At 48.4% G+C, this 25,950-nt stretch carries 23 protein-coding genes; 9 read left to right on the forward strand and 14 right to left on the reverse strand.

What is annotated here, in order from left to right:
- Positions 1–11: 11 nt before the first annotated feature.
- Genes Q9R46_RS20200 through Q9R46_RS20215 form a run of 4 tightly spaced genes read left to right on the forward strand, consistent with a single transcriptional unit; the run spans position 12 to position 5,823 of the window.
- Positions 12–2,210, forward strand: a complete 2,199-nt coding sequence (locus tag Q9R46_RS20200) for a heparinase II/III family protein (RefSeq protein ID WP_311281510.1) — start codon at positions 12–14, stop codon at positions 2,208–2,210.
- Positions 2,167–4,158 (forward strand): glycosyl hydrolase, encoded by a 1,992-nt coding sequence (locus Q9R46_RS20205; protein ID WP_311281511.1) that lies wholly within the window; start codon positions 2,167–2,169, stop codon positions 4,156–4,158. The genes Q9R46_RS20200 and Q9R46_RS20205 overlap by 44 nt, the downstream gene beginning before the upstream one ends.
- 18 nt (positions 4,159–4,176) lie before the next feature.
- Positions 4,177–5,313 (forward strand): glycoside hydrolase family 88 protein, encoded by a 1,137-nt coding sequence (locus tag Q9R46_RS20210; protein WP_311281512.1) that lies wholly within the window; start codon positions 4,177–4,179, stop codon positions 5,311–5,313.
- Between the two features lie 21 nt (positions 5,314–5,334).
- Positions 5,335–5,823, forward strand: coding sequence for an NUDIX hydrolase (locus tag Q9R46_RS20215; RefSeq protein WP_145334200.1), 489 nt, complete (start codon positions 5,335–5,337; stop codon positions 5,821–5,823).
- Between the two features lie 106 nt (positions 5,824–5,929).
- Here the strand turns inward: Q9R46_RS20215 and Q9R46_RS20220 are convergent, their stop codons facing one another.
- Positions 5,930–6,535 (reverse strand): methyltransferase domain-containing protein, encoded by a 606-nt coding sequence (locus tag Q9R46_RS20220; protein WP_311281513.1) that lies wholly within the window; start codon positions 6,533–6,535, stop codon positions 5,930–5,932.
- 204 nt (positions 6,536–6,739) lie between these two features.
- On the opposite strand from Q9R46_RS20220, the gene Q9R46_RS20225 reads away from it, so the two are divergent.
- Positions 6,740–9,112 carry an Ig-like domain-containing protein gene (locus Q9R46_RS20225; RefSeq protein WP_311281514.1) on the forward strand — a complete coding sequence of 791 codons (2,373 nt, stop codon included), beginning with the start codon at positions 6,740–6,742 and terminating at the stop codon, positions 9,110–9,112.
- A 140-nt stretch (positions 9,113–9,252) separates the two neighbouring features.
- On the opposite strand, the gene chrA is transcribed toward Q9R46_RS20225, so the two are convergent.
- The 7 genes from chrA to Q9R46_RS20260 all read right to left on the reverse strand — a co-directional run bounded on the left by chrA (position 9,253) and on the right by Q9R46_RS20260 (position 14,821).
- Complete coding sequence (gene chrA, locus Q9R46_RS20230; protein ID WP_311281515.1) at positions 9,253–9,798, reverse strand: chromate efflux transporter ChrA; 546 nt, start codon at positions 9,796–9,798, stop codon at positions 9,253–9,255.
- 1 nt (position 9,799) lies between these two features.
- The gene (chrB, locus tag Q9R46_RS20235; protein ID WP_311281516.1) at positions 9,800–10,387 is read right to left on the reverse strand and encodes a chromate efflux transporter ChrB; all 588 of its coding nucleotides are present in this window, start codon (positions 10,385–10,387) and stop codon (positions 9,800–9,802) included.
- 12 nt (positions 10,388–10,399) lie between these two features.
- The gene (gene chrS / locus Q9R46_RS20240; RefSeq protein ID WP_311281517.1) at positions 10,400–10,894 is read right to left on the reverse strand and encodes a chromate efflux transcriptional regulator ChrS; all 495 of its coding nucleotides are present in this window, start codon (positions 10,892–10,894) and stop codon (positions 10,400–10,402) included.
- A gap of 339 nt (positions 10,895–11,233) precedes the next feature.
- A complete protein-coding gene (locus tag Q9R46_RS20245) occupies positions 11,234–12,349 on the reverse strand; it encodes a sensor histidine kinase (protein ID WP_145334188.1) in 1,116 nt (371 codons plus the stop codon).
- Complete coding sequence (locus tag Q9R46_RS20250) at positions 12,342–12,992, reverse strand: response regulator (protein WP_311281518.1); 651 nt, start codon at positions 12,990–12,992, stop codon at positions 12,342–12,344. Before Q9R46_RS20250 ends, Q9R46_RS20245 begins: the two co-directional genes overlap by 8 nt.
- Positions 12,993–13,178: 186 nt before the next feature.
- Positions 13,179–13,604, reverse strand: a complete 426-nt coding sequence (locus Q9R46_RS20255) for a GAF domain-containing protein (protein WP_311281519.1) — start codon at positions 13,602–13,604, stop codon at positions 13,179–13,181.
- A 383-nt stretch (positions 13,605–13,987) separates the two neighbouring features.
- Positions 13,988–14,821 carry a hypothetical protein gene (locus tag Q9R46_RS20260; RefSeq protein ID WP_311281520.1) on the reverse strand — a complete coding sequence of 278 codons (834 nt, stop codon included), beginning with the start codon at positions 14,819–14,821 and terminating at the stop codon, positions 13,988–13,990.
- 284 nt (positions 14,822–15,105) lie between these two features.
- Between Q9R46_RS20260 and Q9R46_RS20265 the strand changes: the two genes are divergently transcribed.
- Positions 15,106–15,882: a Crp/Fnr family transcriptional regulator gene (locus Q9R46_RS20265; RefSeq protein ID WP_311281521.1), complete on the forward strand. Its 777-nt coding sequence runs from the start codon at positions 15,106–15,108 to the stop codon at positions 15,880–15,882.
- A gap of 1,033 nt (positions 15,883–16,915) precedes the next feature.
- On the opposite strand, the gene Q9R46_RS20270 is transcribed toward Q9R46_RS20265, so the two are convergent.
- From Q9R46_RS20270 to Q9R46_RS20280, 3 genes are all read right to left on the reverse strand, one after another.
- Positions 16,916–17,443: a GNAT family N-acetyltransferase gene (locus Q9R46_RS20270; RefSeq protein WP_311281522.1), complete on the reverse strand. Its 528-nt coding sequence runs from the start codon at positions 17,441–17,443 to the stop codon at positions 16,916–16,918.
- 224 nt (positions 17,444–17,667) lie between these two features.
- Positions 17,668–17,820: a hypothetical protein gene (locus tag Q9R46_RS20275; RefSeq protein ID WP_167375706.1), complete on the reverse strand. Its 153-nt coding sequence runs from the start codon at positions 17,818–17,820 to the stop codon at positions 17,668–17,670.
- Positions 17,821–17,969: 149 nt separating this feature from the next.
- The gene (locus Q9R46_RS20280; protein ID WP_311281523.1) at positions 17,970–18,266 is read right to left on the reverse strand and encodes a hypothetical protein; all 297 of its coding nucleotides are present in this window, start codon (positions 18,264–18,266) and stop codon (positions 17,970–17,972) included.
- 256 nt (positions 18,267–18,522) lie between these two features.
- Here Q9R46_RS20280 and Q9R46_RS20285 point away from each other — a divergent pair, with 256 nt between their 5' ends.
- Entirely contained in the window at positions 18,523–20,043 is a 1,521-nt protein-coding gene (locus Q9R46_RS20285) for a DUF6359 domain-containing protein (protein WP_397386396.1), read from the forward strand.
- 121 nt (positions 20,044–20,164) lie between these two features.
- On the opposite strand, the gene Q9R46_RS20290 is transcribed toward Q9R46_RS20285, so the two are convergent.
- Entirely contained in the window at positions 20,165–20,605 is a 441-nt protein-coding gene (locus Q9R46_RS20290; RefSeq protein ID WP_311281525.1) for a hypothetical protein, read from the reverse strand.
- A 204-nt stretch (positions 20,606–20,809) separates the two neighbouring features.
- Between Q9R46_RS20290 and cdaS the strand changes: the two genes are divergently transcribed.
- On the forward strand, positions 20,810–21,445 hold the full coding sequence (cdaS, locus tag Q9R46_RS20295) for a sporulation-specific diadenylate cyclase CdaS (protein ID WP_311281526.1): 636 nt from the start codon (positions 20,810–20,812) through the stop codon (positions 21,443–21,445).
- Between the two features lie 362 nt (positions 21,446–21,807).
- Positions 21,808–22,914 carry a Glu/Leu/Phe/Val family dehydrogenase gene (locus tag Q9R46_RS20300; RefSeq protein WP_311281527.1) on the forward strand — a complete coding sequence of 369 codons (1,107 nt, stop codon included), beginning with the start codon at positions 21,808–21,810 and terminating at the stop codon, positions 22,912–22,914.
- A 250-nt stretch (positions 22,915–23,164) separates the two neighbouring features.
- Here Q9R46_RS20300 and Q9R46_RS20305 read toward each other — a convergent pair whose 3' ends face one another.
- Both Q9R46_RS20305 and Q9R46_RS20310 read right to left on the reverse strand, forming a co-directional pair.
- Positions 23,165–24,565 carry an MFS transporter gene (locus tag Q9R46_RS20305; RefSeq protein WP_311281528.1) on the reverse strand — a complete coding sequence of 467 codons (1,401 nt, stop codon included), beginning with the start codon at positions 24,563–24,565 and terminating at the stop codon, positions 23,165–23,167.
- An 84-nt stretch (positions 24,566–24,649) separates the two neighbouring features.
- Positions 24,650–25,891, reverse strand: a complete 1,242-nt coding sequence (locus Q9R46_RS20310) for an ATP-grasp domain-containing protein (RefSeq protein ID WP_311281529.1) — start codon at positions 25,889–25,891, stop codon at positions 24,650–24,652.
- Positions 25,892–25,950 lie beyond the last annotated feature (59 nt).

A 25,950-nucleotide genomic window follows, 5' to 3' on the forward strand; every position in this document is an offset into this window, starting at 1 on the left:
AACATCATGAAATGCGTGTAAGACACGCTGTAGATGAATCTGAGGTACCCGACTGGCCAGACGAAGAGCAGATCCAGCAGGTGTTTCTTAACATTAACAATCGGAATCATGTTCAAGAGGGTGCAGGATTCAAGGCTGATGAACTTCGGGAAAAATTGTTCCGGCCCGAGTTGGCTGAGATGCTCACCGATTTACGAAGGTATGGAGAGCAAGCATTAAGAGAACCGTTGCCTCTTCTGACATTCCAACTGTTTCGACAGTTCGGCAGGGAGGGAGACCGCAAAGCATACGAGCAGGTTTACTTCGAAAGGCGCGGTAGATTAGCAGCCGTTGCCATGCTTGCTCTCGATGCTGGCACCCCTCGTATGGTTCATGCTCTCGAAGAGATGTTGTGGGCGGTATGTGATGAATATACGTGGTGCCTTCCGGCACATCTGGGAACGGGAGAGGCGGAGCAGGTAGCAGGCAATATCGACCTCTTCGCCGCAGAGACGGTACATATGCTTGCGGAGATTGTGGCACTTCATCGTCATCATCTCGATGCTCTGGTTGTTGAACGGATACGTAAAGAGGCGGAGCGACGTATCTTTACGCCGTTATACAGGGAAAAGAGGGCATATCACTGGCAGATAGCCGATCACAACTGGTCTGCTGTCTGTGGGGGATGTTGCGGCATGGCTGCTCTGTTATTGCTGGAGGATCAGGCGATGCTGCTGGAAGCCAACAGACAGACGATCGACTGTATGAAGGCGTTCTTGAGCGGGTATGGCGAGGACGGCGGCTGTGCTGAAGGGATTGGGTACTGGGTGTATGGCTTCGGTTATTTCGTCTATTATGCCGAGATGTTACTGGACTACACAGAGGGAGCGTTGGACTTGTTACAAGGTTCCAAAATAGCGGCGATAGCGGCATTTCCGCTACGAATCCATCTGTCGGGCGGTACATTTATCAATTATTCGGATAGCTCGGAGCATGAAGAGATACCTTCGGGGCTCCTGTCTCTGTTAGCTGTACGTTTCGGAATGGAAGTGGATTTGCCCTTGCGTATTCCCCGGCTGACAGAAGATCCTTGTCGTCGCTGGGCTCATCTGTTACGGAACGTGATGTGGAGCGATCCGGTGGTATATGAACGTATACATGGAGAGACAGCTGAGCGGGCGAATGGAGGGTTTATTTTTCAACAGCTGGAATGGATGGTTGCTAAACATGCCCTTCTTACGTCGCCGAATGTACAGGGAGAGACGAGCAGACGGTGTTCAGACCGGGAGTGGGTTCAGGTGGCGTATTCGTGTAAAGGCGGTCATAATGATGAACCCCACAATCATAATGATCTGGGACAAGTGATTATCCATTGCGGTGGCGAAAATATACTGTGTGACCCTGGAGCAGGGTTATACACGCAGGCGTATTTTGCTCCAGGGCGCGAGCAGTTATTCCATATCTCATCTGCCGGGCATAACGTGCCCCTGATCGGAGGTTGCGAGCAACATTCGGGTAGAAAGGCTGGAGCCGAGTTGCTGGAATTCAGGCTTGAGCCGGATGGAAGTGAAATGCAAGTCTTGTTCGACCTGACGCGTGCATATCCCGAAGCAACAGCATTACACCGGTATACACGCCAACTGAGCTGGAAGGCCGGAGAAGATTGTGTTGGGATGAATGGGATTATGAGAAGTGCGGAAAGGGCAGGCAGTGGTTGTAGTATGGATAATCCTCCCGATCCGGTTGTGCATGTAGATATGGCAACCTTGCGGATTATAGACACATTTCGATGGAAGATGGACACAGAAGCTAGTGCTGCGATGTCTTCGTTGAACGAGTCATATGTTGAATCACAAATCGTTGAGCGCTGGATAAGCCGGGTACGCCCAGTGATGGAAAAGGAAGGCATGCTTCGGTGGCATGCTTCGCAGGCTATTCTGTATATGAACTATGATGCTGTCCATTGGCAGGTGCAGACTGAAGCCGTGCATACCGTGGATCATGATCAGGTCCCGGTTACATTTTATCGTACATCACTTATTTGGAAAGGGAACGAACTCACAGCGATAAAGGGCGAGGGTGAAAAACTCGAAGATGCCGAAACCGCCAATATTGCTCCGCTGGAGATTGTATGTCAGGTTGATTTTATGGTTGTACCCCATCAAGGAGAAGCCGAGGTGAGTCCACGTGAGTCGTTATACAGCCACAGCGACATATCCATGGAAAAATGAACTTGAAAGGTATCGCACATTAGCGGCTGAGGCTGGCTCTGCACCGGCAGATGGCTGGAGCAGGGAGCTTAAGCTGGCACTCGTGAAACAAATTGTGTGCGCTTACACGAAATATCAGGATAGTAATGGTGCAATTATCGATCCGTACTCAGGCGTGGAACGGTACTACTCCACTCCAGCCTACGCTATGGCCGCTGCAGTATTGGTGGGTGCAGGGCACATCGAGTTGCTGGATTCCGCATCGGCAGCTCTGTCACATAGCATTGATGCGGTGGTAAGCGGCAGCGCGCCGGACAATCATCCGGATTTTTTCCCTGTACTGATGATGCGGGCATACATGTTGCTAAGGTCTTATCGACCTGATCAGGGCTCCATCTGGGCCGAGGCACTTCGGACGATTGATCCTGAGAACGATTATGTATTTACGATGAGTAAGATGAATAATGCCAATCGCATGATTAACTGGAATGCGATTATGATCTCGGGTGAGTATCTGCGATGGAGCGAACATCTTGCGATTGAGGATACAACGTGGATGGATCGTTATCTGCAAGCATACCATCTGCCACGTTTTACTCCGCTCGGTCTGTATCAGGACGGCCCGTTGGATCGGCCAAATTGTCCGTTTTCCTATGATATCGCTACCCGCTATCATCTTGAAGTGATGCTTGATGCAGGTTACAAAGGGGCAGTCGCGGATGCATTACGGGAGAGACTGAACCATGGTGCGTTCAGCTCACTGCTGGTGTTGTCTCCGCTTGGAGAAATACCGCCGCGAGGTCGCAGCTCCCAGCACCAATGGAATGAAGCAGCGGCGGCATATGTTTGCTCGGTGCACGCCAAGCTGGCGATGCAAGCCGGGGATTCTGTGATGGCCGGGGCGTTCGCACGAGCGGCAAATCGTTGTTTTGAAGCCGTAGAGCGCTGGCTGATGCCGGATGGACGTTTGAAAATTGTACGTAACGAATATGCGCCTGAGAAACGTCACGGCTACGAAGTATACACCAATCATACCTGTTACAATCTGTGGACGGCAGCCGCGCTGGCATATGCCTGTCTTCGTGATTCAGATGAGGGTATGGTGCAATCCTATCTCCCCTCCGAGATTGGAAACAGGGTACTGCAGGCGGACGGCTGGTTTGAAACGGTGCTGGCCTCTGTGCCAGGCCAGCAATTGGTTCTGCACACTGCGCTGAATGACCCGTATACGATTCCGGGGCTGGTGCGGGTGCAACAGGCAGGTTTGCCGGGATTATTAGGCCCGTCCGCAGCCAGCCATGCACAGGCAGGATTTACGGAATTTGCTGAGGGTATGGTGCAGCCTTTGAGTTATTGCCCTGCCTGGAAGACAACGGATGGGGTGTGGCATAGTCTGGCTGAGGGCATACCATCAGGTAGTGAGTATGACCGTGATGCGGGAATTGATCCGGCGAACGGTGGCGGTTCAATCATATTTAAGATGGCGACCCGGATGGGTGAGAGTTCGGCGGATAATGAGCTACAAGAAACCGTGTCAGCAGTTGGTTCAAATGTTGTGAAGAGCACTGCTGAGAAAGCCATGTTGAATACAACGGAGAATGATTTTGAGATCATCTGGACGGGGCCTTTACCTGGGATGCGCTCTATAATTACCCGTTATGTGCAACGAGCGGATGAACTCATGGTGACGTATATATTCGAGGGTGAGGTTGAGGCGGTGGGAGCTGTGATTCCACTGATGTTCAGCGATGGTCAGGAACAGGCTGTGATTACCTGTACGGAGCAAAGTGTGCGTACAGCTTACCGGGGAGCGTACGTTGAATCGACAATTGAAGATGCAAAAGCGGTGATTCATCTAAGTCCACAGGAAGTGGCGTCACGCAACGGGCTACTCAAGCGAGCACGGATGGAAGTTTACGATGCACAGCAACTGACATTCACTATTCGATTGGGACGCGATCTCGTATAGAAACAGGAGGACATGATCATGAATACCTCAACATCGGCAACATGGCTGGAGGAAGCATGGCAGAAAGGGGTTCGCAAGACGGTTCGAAATGCGACACGAATCCAGGATACCTTTCCTCATATTTCACCGCAGGGTGTGTACGACCAAAATGATCCGGCATGGTGGACAGCCGGCTTCTGGCCCGGACTGTTATGGCTGGTGTACCGGGATGATCCGCAGCATGAAGCGGCCGCGGATCTGCGGCGGATCGCCGCTAGCTGTGAGCGACAGCTCGAAGATTGTCTGCGTGATCCAGACCTGGTGGATCACGATCTGGGCTTCATCTGGCTGCTTAGTGGCGTAGCCAGCTATCGCCAGATGGGCAGCGAGGATGGGCGCCGCCGCGGCATGCTTGCCGCGAATCTGCTCGCTGCCCGCTTTCACGTGCGCGGTGAGTTCATCCGCGCATGGAACTTCCGCTCGTCGATGATGGACACGCGCGGCGTTGCCATTATCGACAGCATGATGAACCTGCCGCTACTCTACTGGGCATCCGAGCAGAGCGGCGATCCTCGCTTCCGATGGCTGGCGGAAGCGCATGCGGACACCGTGGCGCGCGAATTCGTCCGCGCTGACGGGTCCATCTGCCACGTGGTGGAGTTTGATCCACGCACGGGGCAGAAGTTACGGGAGCATGGCGGCCAAGGCCATGCTCCCGGGTCCGCCTGGGCGCGGGGCACCGCCTGGGCGTTGCACGGGTTTGCGCTGTCTTTCCGGTATACGGGCGAAGCCCGATATCTGGAGACAGCGGAGCGGGCGGCCGATGTCTTCCTCGCCATGCTTGGCGAAGACATCGTGCCGGTGTGGGATTTCCGCGCGCCTGCGGAGCATCAGGCGGCGTGGGACTCGTCCGCCGCGGCGATTGCCGCAAGCGGCTTGTTGGAGCTCGCGAAGCTGTCGCCACGCGGGCAAATCTACGCCGCCGCGGGAGAACACATCGTCCGCGGCTTGCATGAGCGCTACAGCCCTGCTGAATCTGTAGCGGAAGAAGGGTTGATTATGCAGGGAACGGTGCATTACCCGGAAGGTAGGGGAATTAATGTGCCGATTATTTACGGCGATTACTTCTATATGGAGGCGCTGGCGAAGTTGCGTGGAAACGAGGGGTTATTTTAACTAAAAGTAGGAGGTTCCTAAATGTCATTTCCGACACATATCGTATCTGCAGGCGGAATTGTAGAAGATGGACAGGGGAATATCCTGTTGGTCAAAACTCATGATGATGGCTGGGTATATCCTGGTGGGATAACTGAAATCGGAGAGAACCTGATAGATGGCGTCATTCGTGAAGTCCAAGAGGAAAGTGGAATCATCGCAACGGTTAGCCATTTAATAAGCGTTGTTTCTAATACAGCTATTCATAAGTGGTATGACGGTGTAACGGATGTTCCTACAAAAGTCATGTTTGATTTCGTGTGCAGAGCAGAGGGTGGAGAGTTAACGACTTCTGAGGAAACGAGTGAGTGCAGGTGGGTTCCAAAGGAAAATGTTCTGGACATGATCGCTTTACCCGCCATTCGTATGCGTTATGAGGCTTATTTAAACTTCAACGGTTCTGTAAACTATCTGGAGTATGGTACTGCGGCATCGACAGAACTACATGTCAAACTTCAAAGGCATATTTAAATACATGTAAAATAGTATCGTTAAACGTCTGCCTAGTTGAACAGAAGCAAGAAATAGAACCGCACACAGGCTGGTTCTATTTTTGTTTTTTTTCAGAATATAGATTTTACTTCGCTGGCGAACGTCTCAGAATGACAAAGTCGGCAGAGGACTGCTCGGGATATCGCTGGCGTATGATCTCATGCACTTTGAATTCGGGATAATCGAATAGATAGTGGAACAGATTCCGATCCTGGATGGTTTTCACGCCGGATTCCCCTTGCTCCTTCAGCCTTGTATAGAGCACCACCCATTGAGATGAAGTGTGGAGAACATCGCGTAAGGTCGCCCGAAAATCCGTTTCATCTGTAATATGATACAGCACATCCAGACACACGGTCAGATCAGCTTGGAGAAAACCGCGATTGACCCACAGGCCCGGCGTATACACCATGAAGCTTTTGGAGGGATCGCTGGCATATAGCGAAGCACATTGTTTTATCGACGAGGATGACACGTCCATGCCCAGATATTCACCATAGTTCATATATTTTAACTGGTTTCCATCTCCGCAGCCGAATTCGATGACCCGATGAATACCTTCCCGCTGGATTAACGCATTGACTACCTCGGCCTTGAATTCCGCCAGCACGCCATATGAACCCCTGCCCGACGTTTTACCTGAAGAATAAGTCTGCTCCCAATAGTGGATGTAATCAAATGACTGATTCACACCGATTTCCCCCCGATACTGAAAAATGATGTTACTTATGCTGATAAGCCTTATATTCAGGTTATGCGCCACGGGAGTAGATGAGACTATAGTATGAATTTCCATATAATTACCTGAAAATTTCCTGAAAGTCTAAACATCTGGAAAGTTCTTGCCGACATTAATTAGAGTAGGAAAAAATTGACGAATAATCGGAGGGAAATGATGTTAAAGCCAAGATTGACCAAGTACATGGTGATGATGCTGGTGTTGATACTGAGTATATCCAACGTAGGCTTGGCCGCTGCGGCAGAGAAAGAACTGTCCAAAATTGTGGTTTCCAAAAATGAAATGTCGCTCGAAGTCGGCGATTCCGGGTCGGTCACCGTAACGGGGGTATATTCGGATAATACCTCGGCAAACGTGACCATCAGTTCATCCTGGACGAGCAGTGATGCTTCGGTAGCATCTGCATATAATGGTTCGATAACTGCCAAAAAAGAAGGTACAGCCACGATTACAGTGGCCTATCAGGGGCAAAGTCAACCTATTCAAATCAAAGTGACCAAGAAAGTCAAAGCCCTTTCCAAAAATGTGCAAGATCTTGATCTCCGTACAGGGGTTACCAAGGATATTTTGCTGACGGCAACGTATAGTGATAATTCAACGAATGAGCAGGCGGCCAGCAGTGCTGAATGGTCGACAAGTAATGAGAAAGTGGCAACAGTGGTTAACGGTAAAGTGACGGGTCAGAGTGCAGGCACAGCGTTGATTACGGCGAAGCTGGGCAGTCAGAGCGTAACTGTAGATGTTAATGTGGAAGTGGTTAAACGTGTGGATGTAGACAAAAGCCAGATCAGTCTGCTTCTTCAACAGAAGGAAAGTGTCAAATTAACAGCAACCTATCCAGATGGATCTACCAAAGATGTAACCGATCTGGCAGAATGGACGTCAAGCAACGAAAAGGTTGCAGATGTACTGAAAGGCAACATTACAGGTTATTCGGCAGGTTCTGCCACAATTACAGGTAAATATGGTACCAAGTCGGTATCCGTAGATGTGGATGTAGATCTGACGAGCAAGCTGAGCGTAGCGAAACAGAGCATCTTCTTCCGCTTGAGTGATACGAATAAAACGGCCAATGTCGAAGTTACAGCTTCATATCCAAACAGTAGTGATGTGAATGTGACCGATCAGGCAACGTGGACATCCAGCAATGAGAAGGTGGCTACGGTATTCAAAGGCCAGATTACAGCAATAAGTGCGGGATCAACAACGATTAAGGCTGCATACAGTGGCAAAACGGTAGAGATTGCTGTCGACGTAGATACGGCGAGATATCTGGATATCAAAGATGTGACAGACAAACTTGCCATGAGCGTTACCGGTGACAATAGAACGAAACAGCTTACAGCAAACGCTGAATACATCGATGCAAGCAAGGAAGATGTAACGTCCAAAGCGACGTGGACGTCCAGCAATGCAGATATTGTATATGTATCGGGCGGTGAACTGATTGCCTATAAATCCGGTACAGCTACCATTACCGCAGCTTATGGCGGCAAAACGGTGAAATTCACAGTAAACGTAGACGTGCCTGACAAGTATGAGATGGATAAAAAGAAAGCAACCGTTGCTGTTGGCGGAACCACTGCTGCCAAAGTGCTTGCCGTATACGGTGAAGCTTCCAAGGATGTATCTGACGATGCAACGTGGAGCAGCAGCAGCGAGAAAATCGCTGAGGTCGACAGCAAAGGGGTTATTACGGGTGTAGCGATAGGCAAAGCGACGATTACGGCTAAAATCGAAGGAAAAACGTTGACACTGCCTGTAGAAGTAGGAATGGCGAGCGGACTGGAAGCGGATGTGAACTTTGTCGTGTTGTCGGCAAAAGAAACTCAAGCCATTGTCCTTACAGGCACGGATGGGGACGGTAATACGAAAGACGTCACAGCCGATGCGACCTGGAAATCGAGCAATGCCCGTGTAGCTGATGTGAAAAAAGGTGTAATCACAGGCAATAGCAGTGGTAAAGCTAACATCACGGCTGAATATGGCTCACAGAAAATCACAATTCAGGTTGAAGTCGATGTTATTTCTCGGATTGAAGCTTCTGAGCCTGCTCTTTCCCTGAAATCCGGTGAAACCGTGGATTTGAAGTTGACTGCTACCTTGAGTGATGGCAGTGAGCGGGATGTTACAGACAAAGCAGAGTGGAAATCAAACAGTTACAAAGTGGCTCAAGTGACCAAAGGCAAAGTGAAGGCACTGAACTCAGGTAAAGCAAGAATAACTGCGAAGTACGGTAACAAAACGGTTACGATTGCGCTGGATGTAGATACATTGAAATATTTACAGACGGATAAAGTTACGTTGACGATGAAAGTTGGCGATAAGGCAACCGTAGTCGCAACCGCAACATATTTGGACGGAAGTGAAGCCAATGTGTCCAAACCAGCACTGTGGACTTCTTCCCGCATTGCGACGGCTTCCGTGAAAGACGGGATCATTCAAGCGAATGGTAAAGGTAAAGCGACCATTACCATCTCCTATGCAGGTGTAAAAACCAAGGTCAACGTTGTGGTTGAGGAGAAGTAAGGTCGGAATACGGATTAGAAATAGTAAATGTCAAAAAGGTGATATCAGCTTAAATGCTGATATCACCTTTTTGAGTACCATATAGAGTTAAAAACATACATTTTCTCAAATTCATAATTCACATTAGCGGTCTAATCTGGTCACATCGTATGTGACAGTACCAAAGCACCGTAGGCAAAAGCAATAAGGATAAGAATTGCCGGGTGTAGCTTGGTTTTGGTCATAACCCATAGGGAGATGCCTGCAATAATGAGCGTCTGCCAAATGCCGATCGAACCGGTGGATACTTGGCCGAATTCCCAAGTGAGTAGAATCATGAGCACAGCAATCACCGGTTGCACAAGTAGAGTCATACCTTTGACCTTAGGTGAGGTCCGGTGTTTGTTCAACAAACGAAGTAATAGAATAAGTGCAGCCGATGACGGTACAATGGTAGCGAAACTGGCGATGAACGCACCAAACCAGCCTGCGACGTGATATCCGACAAAAGCAGCGATTTTGGTGGCAATCGGGCCTGGGAGCGCATTGCCGATCGCCAGTACATCTCCGAACTGCTCGGTTGTCATCCAGCGGTAATGATTCACAATCTCTTCCTGCATCAATGGAATGGAAGCGGGGCCGCCTCCATATCCGAGGATGTTCGCTACGAAAAATCCCCAAAATAATTCCCACCATGTCTGAAGCATCCTACGATACCTCCTTGTCGGAGTTACCTTTGGATTTTACACGCTGCACCAGCCCGAAATGGAAGAAACCATAGGCCAGGAACACCGTAATTACCAGTCCCGGATGAATATTAAGTAACTGTAATGCTGCAAAGGCAATCACACCGAATAAAATCGCAAACCACTTACCCAAGCCTTTCCAGGCTTTCATCGCGAATTCATAGGCCATCATGCCAAGCATCACAAAAATGACAGGCCGCACAGCTGCGACCATACCCGCTACAATCTTGGATTCGCGCAGGGCGTACATTGAACCGAGTAGAGCAATTATTGCGATGCTTGTCGGCAAAATATGAGCGAGTACGGACACAATAGCACCTAGAACACCCTTTGTTTTATAGCCAAGATAAGCCGCCATTTTGGTTGCAATGGGTCCGGGCAGGGCGTTGGCAATCGCCAGAATCTCGCCGAACTCATCGTCGCTGACCCACTTGTACCGGGTGACGGCTTCATAACGGATTAGCGGAATAACTGAGGGGCCACCGCCGTATCCTATAATTCCGGTTCGTACCATACCGATTACGAGACCGTTGTAATCTTTCCAACTCATGTGGTTATCCTCCTAGAGTCTCATGCCCATACGGCTTTTATATCGTTTTAAGAGCAGCTGGGATTCCACTTTGACGATGCCAGGCATCTTGTAGAGTTTCTCCAGTATAAACTGCTCCATCTCTTCCATATCTGCAAAAATACCATGCATATGCAGGGTACTTGGGCCTGTCATATGATAGAGACTGGTCACGGATGGTTCATCATCCAGCATCTCTGCAACTTCATCCAGAAAGCGCGGTTCCACATCGACATTGAAAAAGGCAGAGACCTGTAGCCCCACCTTGCCTGGGTTAATGACAACGGTGAAACGTTCGATGATTCCTTTTTCAGATAATGCATTGATGCGAGCTTGAACGGCTACGCGGGATAAACCGATCTGTGTACCCAGGTCTGTATAGGAAATCCGGCTGTTCTCATGGAGCGCGGCGATGATTTTTCGATCCATCTCGTCCAGATTGTACATTTGCGGAATTTCTCCGCCTTTGAAGGAACGTTTAAGAGACATGTTTGAACCATCCTTTACGTTTTCATATGTTGCATGATGTGTATTCGAATCTAAAGAGTAATTGAATATACGCTTAATACATGCAGCATTCATAGTTTAATGACGAAACGTAACTAACGTCAACTGATTTTAGGGGGATTGTTAAAAATATATGAGGGAGCACCTTCATTTTGTCGCATCTGTGAAAGAAAAAAGACTGCTCGCTTGATGCGGGCAGTCAGCACATCCTTGTTAGGGCAAGTTACTTCATGAATTTGTATCAGCAAGGATGCTTCTCTCATAAGATTAGAAGTTGTTGCTATAGTGAAGATGTTTGTTTGGATGGTGATGCATCACTCATTACGAGTTCACTCTCTTAGGTAGCAGTAGCGTAACCGTAGTCCCTTCGCCGGGTTCTGATGATACGCGTAACGTACCACCTGCTCCACGTGCACGTTCCTCCATGCTGAACAACCCAACACCATTCCCCGCAGTAGCGTCGTTAAATCCCGCACCTTGGTCTTCAATAACGACAAGCGTGAGCTCTTCCGTATCTTCTACAGTCACTTGTGCCTCGGCAACGTCGGCATATTTGGCTACATTGGTTAAGGCTTCCTGGATGATGCGATAGATGGCGATCTCCCGGTTCATCTCGAGCCGTTTGCGCAAATTGCATTCGAGAGTAACCTCGATGCCGTAATGGCGATTATAGTTCTCGATATAGGTTCGAATGGCAGGAACGACACCCAGATCATCCAGCACAGACGGCCGCAGTTCCCAAGCCATACCGCGAACATCTTCCATAATGCCCGTAACCTGTTTCCGTAGTGCTTCTAAACCCGGGTTTGCTTGATCTGCCAGCAGACGATCCATCTGAATCACGAGAGAGAACAGGCTTTGTCCAATCCCGTCATGGAGGTCACGGGAGATGCGCCGCCGCTCTTCTTCCTGAATGTTCATGACTTGTGACATCATCTGTTGCAGCTCGGCCTCGACTTGTTTCAGCTTGGTTACCTCACTGCGTACAGCTAAATACTGATATGGCTCCCCGTCATTATCGAGGAAAGGCACAATCGTGGTATTTACCCAGTAATAACTGCCGTCTTTCGCACGATTCCGAATCTCGCCATTCCACACCTTGCCGGCAGAAATTGTGTCCCACAACGTCTTCATAAAGGTTTTACCGTGATACCCCGAGTTAATAATCCGGTGATCCTGACCAATGAGCTCCTCGCGGCTATATTGGGAAATTTCACAGAATTTATCGTTCACGTACTGGATTTTACCTAAACGATTCGTCAGTGCTACGATCGAGGATTCGTCGAGTGCAAACTTCAAATCACCAAGTTGATGCAGCGAACCCTTCAGTTTGCTTCGGAATTCGTTATCCGAGATGTGCTTGTCAATTTCGCTGAGTAGGAGCTGAACAGGCTGGTCAGCTAATCCGCTGAGTCTGTTTTTGCGTGGCTTACTCAAAATTCAACAACCCCTTTTTCATCGCAAACTTCACCAGCTCCGGTCTGGTGCGCAGGCCAAGCTTTTCCATCAGATTGCTTTTGTGGGATTCCACCGTTTTGACACTGATGACCAGATGCTCGGCAATTTCCTTGTTGGCGTATCCTTTGGCAATCCAGGACAAAATCTCTTTTTCCCGATCCGAGAGCGTATCGTATGGCCCGGCATTCTCCTGTTTGGCTTTGTCCAGATACTCACTCATTAATCGTTTGGTTGCACTTGGATAGAGGTAGGCGCTCCCATCGGCTACAGAACGAATGGCAGCGAGCAATTCCTCGTGGGGCGCGCTTTTGAGGATATACCCGGAAGCTCCCGCGTGGATGGCGCGGAACAGGTATTCCTCATCATCATGCATCGTTAGAATTAAAATCGATACATCCGGCATAAGTTTTTTTAACTCCGCCGTAGCGGTCAATCCATCCTTGCCCGGAGGCATACTGAAATCCATCAGAACCACATCGGGTTGCAGTTCCTGTGCTTTGGCAATGGCTTCGTCACCATCCGCTGCATCGCCAACAATATGTATATCGTTCTTTCCTTCCAGCAGGGCAATTAGCCCCGAGCGTACAACCACATGGTCGTCCACAACTAACAGTCGAATCACATTCATTTCCCCCTGTCCGCTTCCATCATCTGTATCCATCATACCAAAAAAAAGAGGCTTTTCAGAGGTTAATCTCCGAAAAGTCTCCTATTCAGTGTACTTATTACATGGAATGCATAGATGATAAGGAGAGAATGATGCAACGCTCCCCATACGGTGTAGTCAGATTCTGTGCTCTTATCCTACTCACGCATGCAGCTCTAATTGTCTGGCGGCTTGCTCGGTTTGCATCACCATCTCGGGAGAAAACGTGCGAGGGGTTCGGCTTCCCACAAGTAATACACCGCTGGGCAGGCTACCTTCGCTGAACAGGGGGACGGCTACAGCACATACGAGTCGTTCAGCAAGCATAAGCGGGCAACGATCCGGGGTATACTCCCCACGGGACTGCTCATCCAGCATAACCGTGCGTCCGGTTCGTAGCGCCGTGCCTACCAGATCTTGTCCAGGGCGCATAGCCATGCGTTTGACACGTTCATTGGTTGCCCCGAAGGTATATTTCCAGCGCAACATGGATCCAGACACACAAGCCATTCCGCAAAAATCTCCGGCGGTGTTCTGACACAAGCCGCTCATCATCTCCTGAACGGCAGATGAGACTTCATCATGCATGAGGGACACTTCCTTTTTTCGAATCATATGACGATCTGTTCTTCACTCGTTACGTTCCTTCATTATCGTGGTCGTTCATCGTTGTCACATCATATGGGTAACCTTGAACTCAAGGCTCGTTGGATGGGAGAATCAGTTTACAATCAGGTTATTCCGATGTTAGTTCTATTGTAGACTGTTTCGTCAGCCTTGTAATTCAGGGAAAACCCCTATTTCACTTCTGGAAACTGCTGAACGTGGGCAGTGGATCACTCCGAGGAGTATGAGAATGAAAAAAACAGCTGGCCGATTAGCCAACTGTCTCGTTTGAATGTGTATTCTGGAATGAGTATATATCTAGGAAGACTCTTCTGGAGATCAGAACATGTACACGTATCTTTCTTCTACATTGTAAATGTGCTCAGTAAGGCTGGCCATACTGCGATCTTCTCACGGCAAGAGGGGCATGTTGTGTTGCCTGCCAGATATGGCAGATGCGCGGACAGTGTCTGTTCTCCGATCCTTGCCGTCCGTTCTGCTAAAATCCGTGTCTCCTCATCTGTCCATTCAGAAGTGGGAATGATGGCGTGAGCCTCCTGATCAGGCTGAAAAACAGGATCTTCTGCATAAGCTTTCAGAGGCACAGCATGATTTTCATCGGGCCATATGTACAGTTCATTTTCGCAAGCGGGGCACCCAGCTACATACTCATCCCCTTCCGAAAATGTCATCAGCATATTCGCAACGATATAGGATTTGCGGAATGCGGCATCTGCAATGAGGATGTAACGTTTATCCGTATCATCTGTGGATGGTTCGGCAGCATCGGCCAGCACTTGTTCTGTCAGTGATCTGAGCTGGTCGATCGCTTCTACATAATCAGTGTACATCTGCGTGCAGACCGTACTTCCCACCACATCAGCCAGCTCAGTCCAGGATGGCGGATATGGCATTTGATGCTGCTCATCGCGGCTTGCTTCCATAATACCGCAGTTGATAAACAGTTCCTTGCGCACCGCTGTATCGGATGTCGTACAAGCGAGATGTGCCAGAAACGGCATGGCTGCGTAGGTAGCCGTATAGATTGTATTTTGATGAAACAGATATTCCTGAAACAGTTCGTCAAAAACCTCTTGGCTGAATTGCTGCTGCAATTGTTGCAATAGGCGGGGTACATTTTCTGCTGACCCGTAGGGGCCGGTAAGCTTTTCCCAAAGATCACGATCTAACGATAACATATGTATTCCTCCTGTTCCGGAAATGAATAAGATGAAAGACTTATAAATTTGAAGATTCACAAGACGGATTACTTATAGGGTATAAATGTATGCTAGCATGATCGCAACAAATGGACAATTTAAGATTGGCTACTCGCAAGCGAGGCCTTTATTGGGTATATGTGACTTTTCTCACAGCGAATTGGGGGAGTTTCCCGCCAAAGATCAGGTAATCCCCCGATAACCTTTCGAACTGATTCACGATATGATGTAAACATAAGGAATCACCGAGGGGGACGAAAGTTATGGGTACAGTATTTGTGGAAAGAATCACCCAAAAAGCAGAGCGTGCACAGACGGAGGCGGGCAAGATGACTCAGAGAACAGGTGGAATTCTGTCTTTTGTTACACCGGAACAGTGGGATCTGATCGAAGACAAAATGCAGCCTAAAAAAGTAAAGTCGGGATACAGCCTCTTTTTGGAAGGTGATGAAGCTGGATATCTGTACTACATTCGTTCGGGACGTGTGAAGTTGACCAAATCGACGGAGGATGGCAAAGAGATTATTCTGTCGATCCAGCAAAGTGGCGATCTGATCGGTGAATTTGGCGGTATTGGCGGATTGAACCACAGTTATAGTGCAGAGATGGCGGAAAAAGGGGAACTGGCCATCATCTCGCTGACGGATCTCGAAAGTGTAATTAGCAAAAATGGGGATCTTGCGCTGAAATTCTTGCAATGGATGGCACTTGCACAGCGGATTACACAGTCGAGATTCCGTGATCTGTTGCTCTACGGCAAAGCAGGTGCACTGGCTTCGACACTGATCCGTGCCAGCAATACGTATGGCAAGATTGTTCCAGATGGCATCGTGCTGGAGATGAAGCTGAACCACACTGAACTCGCTGAGATGATCGGGGCAACTCGGGAGAGTGTTACACGTATGCTCGGAGCGTGGAAGGAGCAGGGCACCCTCGATATGCTGGACGGCAAATTAATGATTCGGGACATGGCTGCATTACGTTGCATGTGTGGATGCCCTTCGTTCCCAAGCTGCCCGAAAGAACTGTGCCGTCTGTAGGCCATATTCAGTAGATTCAGACAGTAGAACAGGTAAATTAGAGAGAGCGCACGGGTGGGGAGAAACGAGATCGGAACGGATAGAACAAAACAAAAACGGAACGGATACGGAACTGAAAAGCACTGAACTGAAAGGCACTGAATGGAATGGACCAAACGGGTTCTGACGAAACAAAAATGGAACAAAACAGAACAAAACAAAACAGAACGGATACAGAACTGAACGAGTTGGACTAAACAGAACTACCGGAACAAAACTAACGGAACAAAATAGAGTAATACGGAACTAAAGTAACGAACTGGAACGAAAGAATAGGATAAAACGGAAAAAGGATGGAGCGGCGTAGGCTGTGTCATCCTTTTTCCGTACTTCTTGGTATGTAGCTTTTCAAACTATCGGGTCTCGCTCTCCCATGGCTAACGATCTCAGATGAGCTTATTTTATGTATTTTAGCCCATTTGAAAATCTAACGATCAGGAGAGACGTTATTTCTCAGAAATTGCTGGAAAATGGAGTTTTTTTGCGGTTATTCAGTGAAATAGCGTCACTGGTGATCGTTAGAATCCCCAACAGCTGAAAAACACCCAAATAAGCTTCGTGGTGATCGTTAGAATTTTGGTGGCTACTTCCGTAACTCGTTGGATCTTGCTGGCTCACCGATATTGGCAACACCAACATACCAAAACTGGCACATCGTACTATACACTCGCACATCGTACTATACACCCGCACATCATCCTCATGCATCCACACAGCACCCTCATGCACCCGCCGCCCTCTGTGAATTAAAGCACACCATTTCGTACACCCAACCACATCGTGGCAGAATACAGCGCATCATCCCCATACATCCCAACGCATCGCACTACTTCACAGTGTATCATCGCGAAACCGGGGGCACCGCATTACATCACACCGCACGTCATAGCATCGCAGGGGATTTTGCAAGGCATGCACTCTCACTGGCTGCTGCCTCACGATACCATGCTTTACAGGCAGGTAAGCACAGCTGAGATTTTATTCTAATGAGATTTTATTCTAACTCCCGATCCAGCATGGAGTAGAGTGCCGAGTCATGATATGCCCCTTTATAGAACCAGTGCTCCCGGAGAAGGCCCTCACGTTGCATGCCGATCCGTTGCATGACACGCTCAGACGCCGGGTTTTCTGGACGGCATTTGGCATAAATCCGGTGAACCCCAAGTTCCTTGAAGCCAAAATGAAGTAATGCGCGGCAGGCTTCGGTCACATATCCATTCCCCTGATAGGCAGGGTGAAGGACATAGCCGATCTCAGCATTGGTCTGATCGACAAGGTGGAGCCCTGCGCCGCCGATGAGAAGCCCTTCCTTTTTCAAAACAATCGCAAGTTCATATCCTTCTCTCGGCTCGGCCAGTTGCATACGAATGACATCTTGTACATAAGCCCGGGTATCCTCCTCCGTGTTCGGGCCCCATGCGGTGTGTTCCGTAACTTCGGGCATTGAAGTATACGTATGGATGTCGGACCAGTCATTTTCTACAATTTCACGAAGAATTAATCTTTCTGTTTCAAGCTTCATAATGTACACTCCTTTGCTCCAACTCAGGTTTCTTCTTTCTACTTTCCATTCGGAGTGGGTCACACGACCCTGCCTGAATGGATTCCGCATCGTATTGTATCGTATTGCATCCTATTGTAACGCACCATATGCACGCAAAAAAGCCCACGATCGAATTCATACAACTGAATTCCTCGCAGGCTATTAGAAGATTACCAAAATCGTTTATGTTACGGTATGTTTTTTTATGGTTGGTTGCAAGTCGTTGCAGGATATGTGTAGGCCAGCTTGCGGATGATCTCCTTTTGCCATCTTGTGTCACCCAGGTTAATAGCCAGGTTCAGAAGATCCAAATAATCGTCAAGCTGCAGGACAGCCTTTTGCAGAGTTGTGTTCATTCGATGTTCGTTCCCCTTTATCTATAAAGTCGTAAGTATGGTTGGCATCATCATCAGAATTGAAAATAAACAAGTTCAAGAATGATAATCATTATCACATATAATCACATTATGCATCGAACGTAGGTAAATTGCAATGCCTAACGGCTCTATAACTCAACTTTTTTCGAAAATAGGCTTTTCCACAGCACATATGGGATATAAACGCCCAAGTAGGAAGCAGGGATCAGAAACCAGCGGTTAAGCAAAAAGTGATGAATTTCCGTAGTGAACGTCGTCATATGAGTATTAGTGGCATAGACATCACTGGCAATAACCGTTGCTACACTGTAGAAGCATAGAATAGCAAGGAGATGGAACAGCCGTATGGCCCATTTGGTTTGAAGCGCTATGAACGTCATGGCAAGTGGCACGATGATGATGAGTAACAAAAAGACTATTTTCAATTGGAACATCTCCTTCTGGATCAGAGGTCATTCTAGACTTAACAAACCGTATTCATTATCGAGTCATATAGGAGTCAGTATAGACAAAAGGGAGCTTTCTTAAAATTTTTCAAAAATTTTACATAAATCGAGAGGAATTCATCATATGAAGCTTTAAATTAGATAGGGACAAGCATCATACGTTATGGAGGAGGAGAAAGAGTATATGAAAAAGGCGTTAAAACAGCACTGGATCGGGGCATTCCTGGTCTTTGTTATGATGGCAACAACGTTATTCGCTCCGGGGGTTCAGGCTCCGGTTCAAGCCGCAGCACCACTTACCGTATCACAAGCCATTGCTGCCCAGAGCAGCGGAGGCACAGCAACCGTCGAAGGTTATGTTGTGGGACATGCAACCGGGTCACTGACGGCCAAGTTTACCTCACCGTATGCCAATGATTTCAATGTGCTGATTGCGGATTCTGCATCCGAGCGCTCGAACGCCAAACTGCTGGATGTGCAAGTTTCTTCTTCTTTCCGAGCTCAATACGGACTGGCTTCAAACCCTGGTCTAGTAGGCAAAAAAATTATCGTAACGGGAACGCTTGGCGCATATAACAGCTATGCCGGTGTCAAAAATCCTACGTCAATCACCCTCTCTTCAGGTACCACAAATCCTGACCCCGAGCCAAATCCGAATCCGGGCACACCTCTTCCGGGCGGCAACGGCAAAAAAGTGCTGTTTGATAACACGCATGCTCAGACCGCAGGTGCGGCGGACTGGATTATCGATGGAGCTTTTTCAGACTTTGCGAATGGTTTGCGAAACGCAGGCTTTACCGTGGATCAGCTGGAACGCAGCATCCCGTATACATTTGGTGAGCAAGCGTACACCTATAATAAATTGAAAGACTATGACGTGTTTGTCATTGGCGAAGCCAACGTGCCATTCAAGGCCACGGAGCAGGCTGCGCTCCTGCAATACGTACAGAATGGCGGTAGTGTGTTCTTCATCTCCGATCACTACAATGCAGACCGGAACAAAAACCGCTGGGATTCTTCCGAAGTGTTCAACGGCTACCGCCGCGGTGCTTTCCTGAATCCAGCCAAAGGCATGTCCTCTGCCGAAGCGGAATCCCCGGCGATGCAAGGCGTGACCAGTTCCGACTGGCTCGGTACGAACTTCGGTGTTCGTTTCCGCTATAACGCGCTGGGTGATGTGAACGCCACAGATATCGTTGCACCATCACAAGCTTTTGGCATCACGACAGGTGTACAAGCTGTAGCGATGCATGCCGGATCAACGATTGCCATTATGGACCCGAACAAAGCTAAAGGTTTGGTGTATGTTCCGGCGGGCGTGTCCAAATGGAATAACGCCGTCGATCAGGGCGTATATAACGGCGGCGGAAGAGCAGAGGGGGCGTATGCCGCGGTTGCCAAAGTAGGCGCAGGAAAAGCGGCGTTCATCGGTGATTCCTCTCCGGTTGAGGATGCGTCGCCAAAGTATTTGCGTGAAGAAAACGGAGCCACCAAGAAGACGTATGATGGTTTCAAGGAAGTGGACGACGCCACATTACTCGTGAATACGGTGAAATGGCTCGCGGTCAAAGAAAGTTACACTAGCCTGTCCCAAGTGCCAGGTCTGACCCTTGATACAGCAACAAGCTTGTTGCCAATGGAGACACCAGCAAGTTCCACCGAGCCACAGCTTGAGCCGTGGGCTGCGCCGGCTGCAGGGTATAAATGGTATGATCCAACGACATTTAAAGCTGGTTCTTATGGCAAGGCTCAATGATAGGTCGGTCAGGGCTAAATAAGAATTAGATAAGGATTTAGCTGGACGATCATTCAAAATACGGAGCAACGTGAACAAACGCAAAGAAGCTGGTGATGTCACTCAGCCTCTTTGCTGTTTTTTATTTTAAATAATCATGAATGATCTTCTCATCAAAGCTATTTGAGATTTTATACTTCATGGATGAGTTCTTCTTAGGAGAAGCCTCGTAATCATAAACATCGATATATTTGTTATCATATAGAAACATCCCGATTCTTGCGCCTCCATTTACATCAACCAGCAACCTGTAAACCGCTTTAAAATCCTTGGAAATGCTCGAATCTTTCTTCACTTCAAGAGCTGACAGAGTAAACATTATTTTATGAATATCATCTTTGCCTGTAAGCGTGACCTTGTGGTCATGCCCCTTTTCGATTTCAATGGAGGTTATCGTGTTGAAGTCAACTTCGTTGCACGCAGCTTCCTGTAGAGACTTTGTTGAATTCAATGCAAAGAACCATAGTCCAGCAGCTAAAAGGATGATTATACATGCGAGGATGTGGTATTTACGTTTCTGCATCACAAAACTCCTTGTTTTGTCGTAATACACTCATTGTAATATTTATCCAATTGGTAATGCATAATGCTTCTTTTCTCGGGGCAAGGTATGGATACTTATCATGGAATAGGAGTCCAAACGCGGTCAAATCAGAACGTAATTGGGTCGGAAACAGTAGCGAATCTCAATAGAGAACGATTAAATCCAAAGAGGGGGCGGCACAAGATGAATCAGCATACAGGACAAGCAGACTGTGACAGTTCTCTGATGCGGCAAAAGTTAAAGGCTGACCTGCACCGCGTAGCAGAACGGATGAATCAGACGTTATCGCGTTTTGATCATGATAGTGTCTGTTTGCTGGGGCAGTTTGCGGAGATTCGTGCCGAGATCAAACACATTGAAGTGCTTGCTTCTTCTTTTTATCTCGACTGTTATTTGTCCCCGTTTACCGAGAAGTTTGCAGAACTGACGTCTAGTGTGCAGCATCTATCCGACCGTAGATACGGCGCACTGATTGTGATTGAACGGGAGGTTCCGCTGGAAACGATGATTCATTCCGGTGTAGCGGTGGACGCCAAAGTAACTCACGCGTTGCTCGAATCGCTCTTCATTCCCGGTGCGCCACTACATGATGGAGCCGTGCTGATTCGTGGCAACCAGATTGTGTCTGCCGGCAATGTGCTGCCGTTATCCCAAGCCGAAGCCCACGAACGAAAGCTGGGCACACGCCACCGGGCGGCACTCGGATTAAGCGAGCTGACCGATGCGGTGGTGTTGGTAGTCTCGGAAGAAACGGGACAGGCTTCTTTTGCGGTGGACGGGGCGTTGCATCCGATCAATGTGGTTGAAACGCTGACCTAGAGCGTAGAGCGAGATAGCGATATGGTGAGATGACGAGGGTACATAGGTATACAATTGTGAGCATATGAGTACATGAGCGTATCGACCTACCTATGCATCCAGAGCGAGTTATTGGAGAGGCTGACCAGTCACAGGGTGACAGGCGGAGCCTCTTTTTGCTATGGTGGATTCCGTTCCTCGAGGTATTCGTCTGGTTTGCTTGGCTTCGATACGAATGCAGTGGAGTCCAAAAGTGAACATCGTGATGTGATTTTGCACAAACTGGGTGGATATGGGTACAATAGAGGGTGGAGCGTTAATAGGAACGCTAGAATTCGACGCTGCGATGTATCGCAAAAATGGTTAGAGGAGACGGTTAGCACATGAGTTGGTTTGAAGCAATGGAGCGACATGATTATGAGGAACTGGTTCTGTGCCAGGATCGAAATTCGGGCTTGAAAGCCATCATCGCCATACACGATACAACACTTGGGCCTGCGCTAGGCGGTACACGGATGTGGACATACGCTTCTGAGGAAGCTGCCATTGAAGATGCACTGCGTCTTGCTCGGGGCATGACATATAAAAATGCAGTATCCGGCCTCAATCTGGGCGGGGGCAAAACCGTAATTATCGGAGATCCGCGTCGTGATAAAAATGAAGCCATGTTCCGCGCCTTCGGCCGCTACATTCAAGGGTTAAATGGCCGTTACATCACTGCCGAGGATGTGGGAACGACGGAAGAGGACATGAATCTGATCTATCAGGAGACCGATTATGTGACAGGGATCTCAACTAGCTATGGCTCATCCGGCAACCCTTCCCCTGCAACCGCTTGGGGGGTATACCGCGGCATCAAGGCTGCTGCGAAGGAAGCATTCGGAACCGATCTGCTAGAAGGCAAAACCATTGCTGTCCAAGGCGTGGGCAACGTAGCGATGCATCTGTGCAAGTATTTGTACGAGGAAGGTGCACATCTTATCGTAACCGATATCCATAAGGATTCCGTGAAGCTGGCGGTGGAACGTTTTGGCGCCAAGGCGGTTGACCCGGCAGATATTACAAGCGTCAAATGTGATATCTATGCGCCATGTGCGCTCGGCGGCACAATTAATGATGATACACTTAAGACGCTGAAAGCCAAAGTGATCGCAGGTTGTGCGAACAATCAGCTGATGGAGCCACGCCATGGGGATGAGCTGTATCAGCGCGGAATCGTGTACGCACCGGATTATGTCATTAATGCAGGCGGTGTGATCAACATTGCGGATGAGCTGAACGGATATCATGAAGATCGAGCTTGGGCGAAGATCGGAGAGATTTACACGACGCTGGAGAAAATATTCGAAAGCTCCCGTACCGAAGGCATCGCCACTTATGTGGCGGCAGACCGTCTTGCTGAGCAACGAATCGAGATGATGAAGAACACGCGTAGCACCTTCTTGCAAAATAGTCATCACGCATTAAGTGCACGCAGGCTACGTAAATAAACGCTACCAGCCGAGCAACCGAGAGCTAGACTCATGTAAGACAACGTGTAAGACGACAGGTAAGACGAGCAAATGAACTAAAGGGACAATCCTGAAGGTTTGGTCAAACGAACGTAGTAACCTCCGAAAAACGCATTTTTGGAGGTTATTCGTGCAGACCCCATTCAGTATTGTCCCTTTTTGGTGTGATTGCTCGTTTTTCGTTTTAGCTTAAAACTTAAGTAGAGGTTCTTATAAACCGAGCTTGGACTTAGACGCTTTTCGTGAATTCAGGCGATTCAATTCCCTGTTTATTCATGGCGTTTTTTTCAATATACCAGAGCAGCACCATACACACGGCATAGAACAGGCTGATCCCCAGAATAATGATCCATACACTCTTCATATCCACACTTCGAATGAACAGACCCGTCAGATAAGGGCTAAGGGTATATCCCAGACAGCCGACAAACAACAGCAAGCCGTTAAATCTCCCCTGATGGCTGTCAGGCACGCGGGATGCTATATATAGATTGATATTGGTCTGCACCAGAATCTCTCCAATCGTCCAGAGCACCGTAGATACCACAACGATAGCAAATTGAGGCCAATCCCCGAGCAGATATAGCGCACCAAATCCGATGCCATAAAAGAGAGCGCCTGCCGCGATGGAGTTTAGAGCCGTGAAGTTACGGGTCGCCGATAGCACCAGCGTGGTCAGAAGAATGACACTGATCGCATTAATGGTCATGACAGAGCCGTAGTAAGCCGCTCCATGTTCACCGAACGTCTGATTCATCTGCAAGGGCAGGCTGAACGAGTATTGCATGTAAATAAAATAGTTAAGAAAAGATACCACGATAAAAAAAACAACGAGTGGATTCTTCAGCAGCATAGGGAACAATGGCGAAGGCAAAGACTCTGATCCTTGTTGCTTCCTGGATGGAGAGCGACCTTGTTTATGTTGTTGTTGTTGTTGTTGTTGTCCCGGCTGCTGATCTTCTTGGTGTTGCTGCTTCCCATATGGTTGTTGTTCCCCCTGTGGTTGCTGTGTGTGATGTCCCCGTTCCCCGGTCGTAGTCTGCGTTACTTGGCCGCTCGCACCCACATGAACTTTTTTCCAAATGATAAAGGTAGAGATCAGAAATACGGTGCCGATACTCAGAAAGACGATATGCACGTAATCTTTAATAAAAAAGCCGGCAATCAGTGGCCCGAGCGCGATACCGAGGTTGGCTCCGAGATACATCAGGGAAAAGGCCGATTTGCGCTCCTTCTCCTCCGGGCATAATTGAATAATTAAGGCGTTATACGCCGGGCGTGTAATACTGATGAAGAACATAACCGCAATCAGAAGATAACCGATGGTCATCGTGCCTGACCAGAAGGAGCAGCTCATGATCATAAGGGCAGACAAAATCTGCCCGGAGACAATGATCGTTTTTTTGCCAATCAGATCACTTAAATAACCGCCAAGCAGTACACCGGGGCCGCTAATCAGAGCCGCCATGGATACAAAAATTCCCGCACTGACCACACTCATGCCCATCTGCAGCGTAAGCACCAAGGTGATCAGAGAGAAAATAAAATCCCCCGTGCTGTTAATGGTTCTGGCTAAGCAGAGATAATAGATGTCGCGGCTGAGTCCCGCGTATGTTTTGAATAAAGACAATCGTTTCAAACCTCCCCAAGAAAAACACAATCCCAGTAAAAAAACCACTACGTTAAGCTCAATCTCTATTGCGTATTGATGATCTTATACGTTTTCGGGAACCGCCACCTCAATGACAAATCGATCATACATCTCCAGTAACGTCTGACGTAATTCCTCGAACGAATCACCTTCTACAATGGCGAACCCTGAGCGGGTCATCGTGTCGTTTACAGCCCCGGCGTGCTGCCCCACTTCATAGGAGACGTTAAATTCAATAATGCCTGGAACATCCTTATAATCGTCTCTGCCGGAGATATGCTGGATCACTCCTGCGCGGGAGGGGAAGCAGATCATACCCGTGAATTTGTTGCTGGTTTCCTGCTGCATGAAGGTATATGTACCGAGTTCCAGATCCGTCACTGCTTCGAAAAAGTCCACACCATGCGTGTTCTTGATGCAAGGCGGCATCACGTGTGAACCCCCGATTCTGGCTCCAATCTCTCCGAAAACCACTTCGCCTTCCGGCGTGAGAAACAGCTCCGCATGGGTCACCGATTGATTGATGCCAAGCGCGGCAATAACTTGTCTGTTGATGTCCTGGATATGCTGGATAAAATCCGCTTCTGTGCCTTTGGGGAAGGTAATGCTAGCCGGAGGTTTCTGCTGCGTTGCGATATCCAGACAGTTGTAGAGATATTGGGAAACGGAAGCAAAGACCACCTCTCCTTTGCACACAATAGAGTCACAGTGGAACTCTGTCCCGTAAATGAACTCCTCAAGCAGATCTCGTTGCTGTTCTTGTCTTGTATGCTGAAGATAATGTAATAGTTCTTCCATGCTGGATAGTTTGAACGTGTTGATACTGCCGTAACCGCTGAGCGGCTTCACGATGATAGGGAACCCATACGTAGCGGAGAAACGAAGATAGTCCTGTTGCTGGAGTGCGATGGCCGTTCTGGAGGTACGGATTCCGCGCTGATGTAACATTTGTTTCATAATCCACTTGTTCCGAACCGCCTCGGCCTGATTGCGTTGCATGCCGGGTATACCGAACTCGGAACGGAGTTGTCCCCCGATCTCAATGGCATTCTCACCCGGAGTTAACAACGCAACAATGAAGTGAGATTGCAGAATATGCTGCATATGTGCCCGGATAGCGTCCACAGATTCGAGATGATCAACGTATCTAATTTCATCAAAATAAGCTTCAAGCCGTTCAGGGTGATGTAATTGATGGCGTTCAATAATCAGAATCTTTCGGCAGTCTGTATATTTGGTCAAGGGTTTCACGAAGTTTAAACCAAAGGGAAGCCTGAAATCAGATATGTATACGATCGTTTTCATATGTCCTCCTGGATAAAATTTGAAATAATGAATGGTTTTCACAACATTATAGCTCATTA

The sequence above is a fragment of the Paenibacillus sp. RRE4 genome (assembly GCF_031844205.1).
GTDB classification, from domain to species: domain Bacteria; phylum Bacillota; class Bacilli; order Paenibacillales; family Paenibacillaceae; genus Paenibacillus; species Paenibacillus xylanexedens_B.